Below are 7,151 nucleotides of genomic sequence, written 5' to 3'. Positions count from 1 at the left end.
CCATGCAGACAAAAACCGCCGACCCGGAGGCGATCCTGCGCCGGTTCAGCCGCTCCGAGGTGATGCACCCGACCTACAAGGCGTTGAGTGAGCTGGGCCGCGCGGTCAAGACGATCTTCCTGTGCCGGTATCTGCGCGAGGAGTCCTTCCGCCGCGAAATTCATGAAGGCCTGAATGTCGTTGAAAACTGGAACAGTGCCAACGGGTTCGTTTTCTTCGGCAAGGGCGGCGAGATCGCCACCAACCGCATCGATGAGCAGCAGCTCTCGGTCCTGGCGCTACATTTGCTGCAAGCGTCGCTTGTCTATGTGAACACCCGAATGCTTCAGAGCGTGCTGGTGGAACCGAAATGGACGGGCCGGATGACGCCGGATGATTATCGCGGCCTCACACCGCTGATTTACAGCCACGTCAATCCTTATGGCCGCTTCGACCTCGATCTGAATAGCCGGATCGATTTTGGGCGGCTTGCTGCCTGACCGGGGCCTTTCGCTCGCACCATTTGGGTGCACCCGAACGTGACGATCGGAAGTGACATATGCGACATGTCACAAAAGGGTGGTTCCGCCACCAATGTTATTGTACGAGGGCAAAGCCACCCTAATGTGACGGATTTGCCATGACCCGCGTCGGCTACGCCCGCGTCAGCACCATCGACCAGGATCTCGACATCCAGGTTGCCCGGTTGAAGGCAGCGGGCTGTGAAATCGTCCGCTCCGAAACAGGCTCGGGCGCATCGCGCACTGGACGCACGGAGCTTGAGACAATCATGCAGTTCCTGCGCGCCGATGACGAACTCGTCGTCCTGCGTCTCGATCGGCTCGGTCGCTCCACACGCGATGTTCTCAATCTGGTTCATGAACTCGACCAGAAGGGAGCCTCATTGCGGGTGCTTGAGCCGGACGTGACGACGGCCGGAAGCATGGGGCGGATGGTGATCACCATTCTGGGCATGGTCGCGGACATGGAACTGACGTTCATCAAGGACCGGCAGCGCGCCGGAATCGAGGCGGCGCGCGCCGAAGGCGTCTACAAAGGCCGGAAGAAAAACATCGATGACGATGAAATCCGACGCCGGATCACCGCCGGCGCGAGCAAGGCCAGCATCGCGCGCGACCTCAAGATCTCAAGGATGACCGTCTATCGGGCGCTTAACGTCATTCCTTCAAGGATCGGGCTGCCGGAAAAGCCGCCTTCTGTCACCATCGCCCTGCATCTGACCATCGAGAACTTCAACAAGCATGGTCGTGGCAGAAAGCCCGCTCGCGAGCGCATCGAGGCGATGCTGGAGCGGGATTACCAGATGCAAAAGACCGGGAACTGTGATTACACGCTGACCGTCGCCTATGATCAGGATGCCGATGGCGTCAGCCTCGATGACGAGATCACATCTCTCCAGACAGAGATGTTCAACATCGCAGAGAGCTACAGGTGCTCGATCGAGACCGATGTTTACGAGATTGGAGGACAAGAGCGAGCCTGGTAGCTCGCCATGTTCAATCTTCGTTCTTCAACATGGCCAAAATCACAGCTTCGGGCCGACTGGGCCAACATGCTCGGGCGCTATGCCTTCACCATTCCCGACATCGTGGCGCGCGGCGAGTTGAGGCCGCTACGCGATCCTGGTGCCACAGGTATCGACGATGCTTGAAGCCCCTTATGTAGGTTTTCTGTTCCGTTGCTACTCAAACCCCGCATCCTGTTCATGGACGCGGGGCGGATCGTCGAAGACGCGGCGCCGGCCGCATTTTTCAGCGCGCCGGCGAGCGAGCGGGCGCGGGCGTTTCTCGACCAGCTGATCGCGCACTGAGCCCAGCCCGTCTCGGGGCAGGCGGCGTCATCGCGCGATCCGCCGCCTCATGCGCCGGTTGATGCCGAAGCCGGCGATCAGGATCGCAAGGGCCGCGAGCTGCGCCAGCACACCCTGCGCGGTCGGGAAGATACCGAGCAGTGCGATGCGCGGAACGCCGTGCCATGGATCGACCGCGAGCAAGCCCGCCTCCTGCAACCCGGCGATGCCCTTCCCGGTCAGCACGACCGCGAGGATTGCGATCAGCACCGAACTCCAGGCGAAGAATCGGGTGATCGGAAGCTTCGCGCTGTAACGCAGCATGATCGCGGCGATGATAATCAGCAGGACGGCCGCCGCGGCGGCGCCGGCGAGCATCGCGCCGCCATTTCCCTGTGTCCAGAGGGCGGCATAAAAGAGGATCGTCTCGAACACCTCGCGATAGACGACGACAAAGGCGAGCAGGAACAGGAACCAGGCCGACCGGCGCGAGAGCGCCCGCGCCATCTTGTCCCTTATATAGCCTTGCCAGGCGTCGGCGTTGCTCTTCCCGTGCATCCAGATGCCGACGGAGAGCAGGATGACGGCAGCGAAAAGCGAGCCGAAGCCTTCGGTGAGCTCGCGCGAGGCGCCGCTGATTCCGATGGCATAGGTCGCGACCGCCCAGGTCAACGTCCCGGCGCCGAGCGCCGCGATCCACCCGCCATGGACATAGGGCAGAAGCTGCGGCCGACCGGCCTTGCGAACGAAAGCGATCATGGCGATGACGATCAGCAGCGCCTCAAGCCCTTCGCGCAGGAGAACGCCGAAGGCGCCGAGGAAGCTCGACACCGGACTCGCGCGTTCGGGCGCGAGGATGGCTTCGGCTTCGGCGAACAGTCCGTCGAGCGCCGAGACGGCGGCCTCGACCTCTGCGACGGGGCGTCGCTTGCCGATCGCGCTGCGCAGGTCTGCCATCGCGCCCTCGATCCGCGCCATCAATGCCGTATTGCGCGACGCGAGCACGGCTTCGACGGGCTCGAATTCGTCGAGATAGGCCGATAGCGCGAGATCGGCTGCGGCCTTCCGGTCGCCCGCGGCATAGGCGCGGAGGCTGGCATCGAGCCGTGCCCGCGCGGCGAGCAGCGAACCCGACGGCGCCGCGGCGAGCGCCTCGGGGTGGCGGCGGAGATGGGCTGTCAGCGCCGCGGCCCTGTCCTCGCCGAGTTCGGCCGCGAGTGCGGCGGGGGTCATTGCGGTGAGCGCCGCCAGATCGGGCAGCTCGGCCCGCAGACCGGCGTCGTCCCGCCAGCGCTCCGCGCCATCGGCGGCGGTCGCGGGATAGGCGAGGCTCCCGACATGGAAGGCCAGCGCCCAGCGATCGCCGTCGGGCAGCGCGGCGTAGCCCGCCATCGACGTGCCTTCGAGTCCCTGGGTGATGACCTGATACAGGCCGAACAGGCTGCGCTGGTCGGCGCGCGCCGCATCGGTGAAGGCGATCGGCGGCGGATCGAGGCCGGCGGCGAGCGGGCCTTTGCCGTCGCCGGCCGCACCATGGCATGATGCGCAGTTTTGCGCATAAAGCGCGGCGCCGCGCGCGAGGTCCGGCGGCGCTGAGGGCGCGAGCGGCACCGGATAGGCGGCGAGCAGCGCCTTGGCGAGATCGCGCGCCTGCGCGGCGACCGCCGCTACGTCTGACTTTGCGCCGATGGCGCGGCGGAGCGCTGCGGCGCGCCCGACAAGCGCGGGACGAGCATCGCTCGGCGGCAGGGCCGCGACGCGCTTTTCGACCTCGGCGGCGAACTCGACCATTTCGGCATATTCGGGAGCGCTGACGATTTTTCCGTCGGCGACCGCCCCGGCATAGTCGACCGCGATATAATCGAGCAGCCGCCAGCTCGTCTGCACCGCCGCGCTGTCGGCGCGCGCGGGCACAGCCTGGAGGATCATGAGCAAGAGCAGAAGCAGCCCGCCGAGGCGCAGGCGTTTTCCCTTCTGGCGCCGATGGCGGGCACCGCCGGAGGAAAGGGTCGTCGTCATGGGTCTGGCTCCGCCTGCTTCGGGAGTGGACCGGGGCGGCGCGATACCGCCCCGGCCTGCGATCGTCAGTGTTTCGCGAACAGGGCCTGCCGCCCGGCGCCGAACGCCACGACCGAATAGCGATCGGGCTTGCGGCCCGGGGCTTCCATGCCGGGAGTGCCGAGCGGCATGCCCGCGACCGCTATGCCCTTCATCCCTTTCGGGCGCGCCGCGAGGAAGCGCTTGATGTCAGCGGCGGGCGCATGTCCCTCGACGACGGCGCCGTCGATGATCGTGGTATGGCAGGATCGCAGCGCGTCGGGCACGCCCGAACGCTTGACCAGCACGGCGCGCGCCGGATTGTCGACCAGCTTGTATTTGCGGCCAAGTTGCCCCGCGACCTGCTTCGCCCAGACCCCGCAGCAACCGCAGCCTGGGTCGCGATGCACGGTCATTTCGCCGGCGGCCTGCGCGGCGGCGGGCGTCGTCACGGTCACCGCGAGCGCGGCAAAGACGAGACGGAGTTTCTTCGATGTCATGAGATATTCCTTCCTGTGTTGTTCAGAACCAGCTGCGCAGGCCGACAAGGAGATTCCATCCGCCGGCCTTCTCTCCGGCTGCGCGGGCGTAATCGGCGGTGCCGCCAAAGGCGCGTTCGTAGGTCACGCCGACATAGGGCGCGAATTCGGGCACGATCTGGTAGCGCAGCCGCAGCCCCGCCTCGGCCGAGGTCAGCCCCGCTCCGAGCCCCAGTTCGGGGACATCCTGCGCCGACAGTTCGAACTCGACGGTCGGTTGCAGGATCAGTTTCTGGGTGATGCGCTGGTCATATTCGGCCTCGAAGCGCGCGGTGACTTCGCCCTTGTCCGAGAGGAAAAGCGCGCCGTCGACTTCGAACCAGTAGGGCGCGAGCCCCTGGATGCCGAGCACGGCATGCGTCCGCTCGGGCCCCGCGCGGAAATCGTGGCGGACACCGGCCTGGAGATTGAACCAGGGATCGAGCGCGCGGCTGTAGAGCGCCTGGACCTCGACATCCTCGGGGCCGCCCTCGTTGAAGCGGCCCTCGCCTTCCGACTTCAGCCATACCCGGTCGAGATCGCCGCCGTACCAGAGCTGCGCATCCCAGGCGTAACCTTCATTCCCCTTGCGAAAGGCGGTTTCGAGCTTGTCGATGAGGATCTGCCCCGCGGTGAGCGCACCATTCTCCTTGAGGAGGAGGCGCCGCGACCGCGCCATTTCCTCCGCGCCGTAAAAGGCGTCGGCGGCATGCGCGGGGCCGCTTCGCGCCGCGGCCGACGGACCCGCAACGGGCGGGTCGGACCTTTCGTCGCCCGGCATCGCGTGACCGGCGTGCGGATCGTCAGGGGCGGGCATGTCATGCCCCGTATGCGGATCGCCCGGGGGCGGCATGACGTGCCCGGCGTGCGGATCGATTGCTGGCGGCGTTTCGGGAGCGGCCTCGCTATGCCCCGCATGTCCGGCACGTCCGGTCTCCTGCGCGGCGAGCGCCGGAACCGGAAGTGCGGCGAGCATCAGGATCGAAAGATATTTCATGCGCCTTCTCCTCCATGCGGCCGAACGGTGACGACGCGGAACATCCCCGCGTGCATGTGAAGCAGCAGATGGCAGTGGAAGGCCCAGTCGCCCGGGGCATCGGCGGTCAGGTCGAAACTCGCCTTGCCGCCGGGAAGCACATTGATCGTGTGCTTGAGCGGCTGGCGCCCGGTGTGACCATTCACCACCTCGAAGAAATGGCCGTGCAGGTGGATCGGGTGCGTCATCATCGTGTGATTGATCAGCGTGATGCGCGCGCGCTCGTTGCGCTCGAAGCGGATCGGCTCGACACCGTCGCTGAACTTCTTGCCGTCGAACGACCACATGAAGCGTTCCATGTTGCCGGTCAGGTGGATTTCGATCGTCCGCGCGGGCGGGCGCGGATCGGGATTGGGCGTCAGCGACACCAGGTCGCGATAGGTGAGCACCTTGTGCCCGACATTGTCGAGGCCGACCCCGGGGTCGCCGGTGCGGTCGACCGGAGAGAAGGCGATCGCATCGACTCCGACCCCGACCGCGACGCTGTCAGGAACCTTCGACTTGTCGCGCATGCTCATCGCGCCATGATCCATCGCCGCAGCACCCGCCGCGGCGCCATGCGCGCCATGGTCCATGCCGCCCATGCCCATATCCTTCATGGTCAGCGTCGGTCGCTCGCGTAAGGGCGGCACCGCCGCGACCATACCCGGGCGCGGTGCCAGCGTTGCGCGGCCCATGCCCGACCGGTCGATCGATTCGGCGACGAAAGTGTAGGCCCGGTCCTCGTCGGGGCGGACGATGACATCATAGGTTTCGGCGGTCCCGATCTGGAATTCGTCGACCGCCACCGGCCGGACATTCTGCCCGTCGGTCCCGACGACGCTCATCTTGAGCCCCGGGATGCGGATGTTGAAGATCGACATCGACGAGGCATTGATGATGCGCAGCCGAACGCGCTCGCCGGGACGAAACAGGCCCGTCCAATTCTCCTGCGGGCCGTGGCCGTTGATCAGATAGGTGTAGGTCGTCGCCGATATGTCGGCGATGTCGGCGGGGTCCATCCGCATCTTGCCCCATTTGAGTCGTTCGGACGCGCTCATCGTCTCGCCGGGACCGCCCGCGATCAGGCCGGACAGCGTCTGTTTCTGGCGGTTGAAATAGCCGCCTTCCTGCTTGAGCTTGTTGAACAGCTGGTGCGGGTCGAGGAAGGTCCAGTCGGACAGCACGACGACATGCTCACGGTCATAGCCGATCGGGTCGGCGCCCGCGGGGTCGATCACGATCGGCCCATAATGGCCGAGCTGTTCCTGCAAGCCCGAGTGGCTGTGATACCAATAGGTCCCGCTTTGTTTGACCGGGAATTCATAGGTGAAGAGCGAACGTGCCTTGATCCCGGGAAAGCTGATCCCGGGAACCCCGTCCATCTGGAAGGGCAGGATCAGTCCGTGCCAGTGGATCGAGGTTTCCTCGTCGAGGGTGTTTTCGACATGGAGGCGCACATTCTGGCCCTCGCGGAGCCGGACCAGCGGCGCCGGCAATACGCCGTTGAGCGTGATTGCCCGGCCTGCGCGGCCGCCGACGGTGAAGCGGCTGTGCGCGATCTTGAGGTGGATATCCTCGCCGGTCAGCGTCGGGAGGGTGGAAAGGGTGCCGGGGGTTCCGCTTTGCGCCCAGGCAGGAAACAGCCCCGCGATCGAGAGGCCCGCGGCGCCGACGGCGCCGGCGCGGAGCAGCATCCGCCGTTCCATTGTGTGTGTCATGTCTGTCTGTCCTTTGCACGGCATCGCAAAGGGTACCGCCAAGGAGGCGGCAACCGTGCCGTTTTCATTCG

General features: G+C 65.8%; 6 protein-coding genes. 2 read left to right on the top strand and 4 right to left on the bottom strand.

The genetic code is table 11. From position 1 onward, the window contains the following. Both YP76_RS21015 and YP76_RS21010 read left to right on the top strand, forming a co-directional pair. Positions 1-479: Tn3 family transposase (locus YP76_RS21015; RefSeq protein WP_046765537.1), on the top strand; the 479-nt coding region annotated here is incomplete at its 5' end. A 140-nt stretch (positions 480-619) separates the two neighbouring features. Next, on the top strand, positions 620-1,486 hold the full coding sequence (locus YP76_RS21010) for a recombinase family protein (protein ID WP_046765536.1): 867 nt from the start codon (positions 620-622) through the stop codon (positions 1,484-1,486). A 351-nt stretch (positions 1,487-1,837) separates the two neighbouring features. Here YP76_RS21010 and YP76_RS21005 read toward each other — a convergent pair whose 3' ends face one another. The 4 genes from YP76_RS21005 to YP76_RS20990 form a co-directional block, all read right to left on the bottom strand. Next, positions 1,838-3,808 (bottom strand): cytochrome c/FTR1 family iron permease, encoded by a 1,971-nt coding sequence (locus YP76_RS21005; protein WP_008832884.1) that lies wholly within the window; start codon positions 3,806-3,808, stop codon positions 1,838-1,840. A gap of 65 nt (positions 3,809-3,873) precedes the next feature. Then, complete coding sequence (locus YP76_RS21000) at positions 3,874-4,326, bottom strand: DUF411 domain-containing protein (RefSeq protein WP_019054723.1); 453 nt, start codon at positions 4,324-4,326, stop codon at positions 3,874-3,876. Between the two features lie 22 nt (positions 4,327-4,348). Further along, positions 4,349-5,341 (bottom strand): copper resistance protein B, encoded by a 993-nt coding sequence (locus tag YP76_RS20995; RefSeq protein WP_019054722.1) that lies wholly within the window; start codon positions 5,339-5,341, stop codon positions 4,349-4,351. Then, the gene (locus YP76_RS20990; RefSeq protein WP_026150028.1) at positions 5,338-7,080 is read right to left on the bottom strand and encodes a copper resistance system multicopper oxidase; all 1,743 of its coding nucleotides are present in this window, start codon (positions 7,078-7,080) and stop codon (positions 5,338-5,340) included. The genes YP76_RS20995 and YP76_RS20990 overlap by 4 nt, the downstream gene beginning before the upstream one ends. Positions 7,081-7,151: the final 71 nt, after the last annotated feature.

The sequence above is a fragment of the Sphingobium chungbukense genome (assembly GCF_001005725.1).
Classification (GTDB): Bacteria; Pseudomonadota; Alphaproteobacteria; order Sphingomonadales; family Sphingomonadaceae; genus Sphingobium; species Sphingobium chungbukense.
Note: the sequence above shows the minus strand (reverse complement) of the source record. Positions and strands in the feature narration are given on the sequence as shown.

What these genes read in the sequence shown, in the direction of transcription:
- YP76_RS20990 (WP_026150028.1), bottom strand. Translation starts at nt 7,080, where the DNA reads ATGACACACACAATGGAACGGCGGATGCTGCTCCGCGCCGGCGCCGTC.
- YP76_RS20995 (WP_019054722.1), bottom strand. Translation starts at nt 5,341, where the DNA reads ATGAAATATCTTTCGATCCTGATGCTCGCCGCACTTCCGGTTCCGGCG.
- YP76_RS21005 (WP_008832884.1), bottom strand. Translation starts at nt 3,808, where the DNA reads ATGACGACGACCCTTTCCTCCGGCGGTGCCCGCCATCGGCGCCAGAAG.
- YP76_RS21000 (WP_019054723.1), bottom strand. Translation starts at nt 4,326, where the DNA reads ATGACATCGAAGAAACTCCGTCTCGTCTTTGCCGCGCTCGCGGTGACC.
- YP76_RS21010 (WP_046765536.1), top strand. Translation starts at nt 620, where the DNA reads ATGACCCGCGTCGGCTACGCCCGCGTCAGCACCATCGACCAGGATCTC.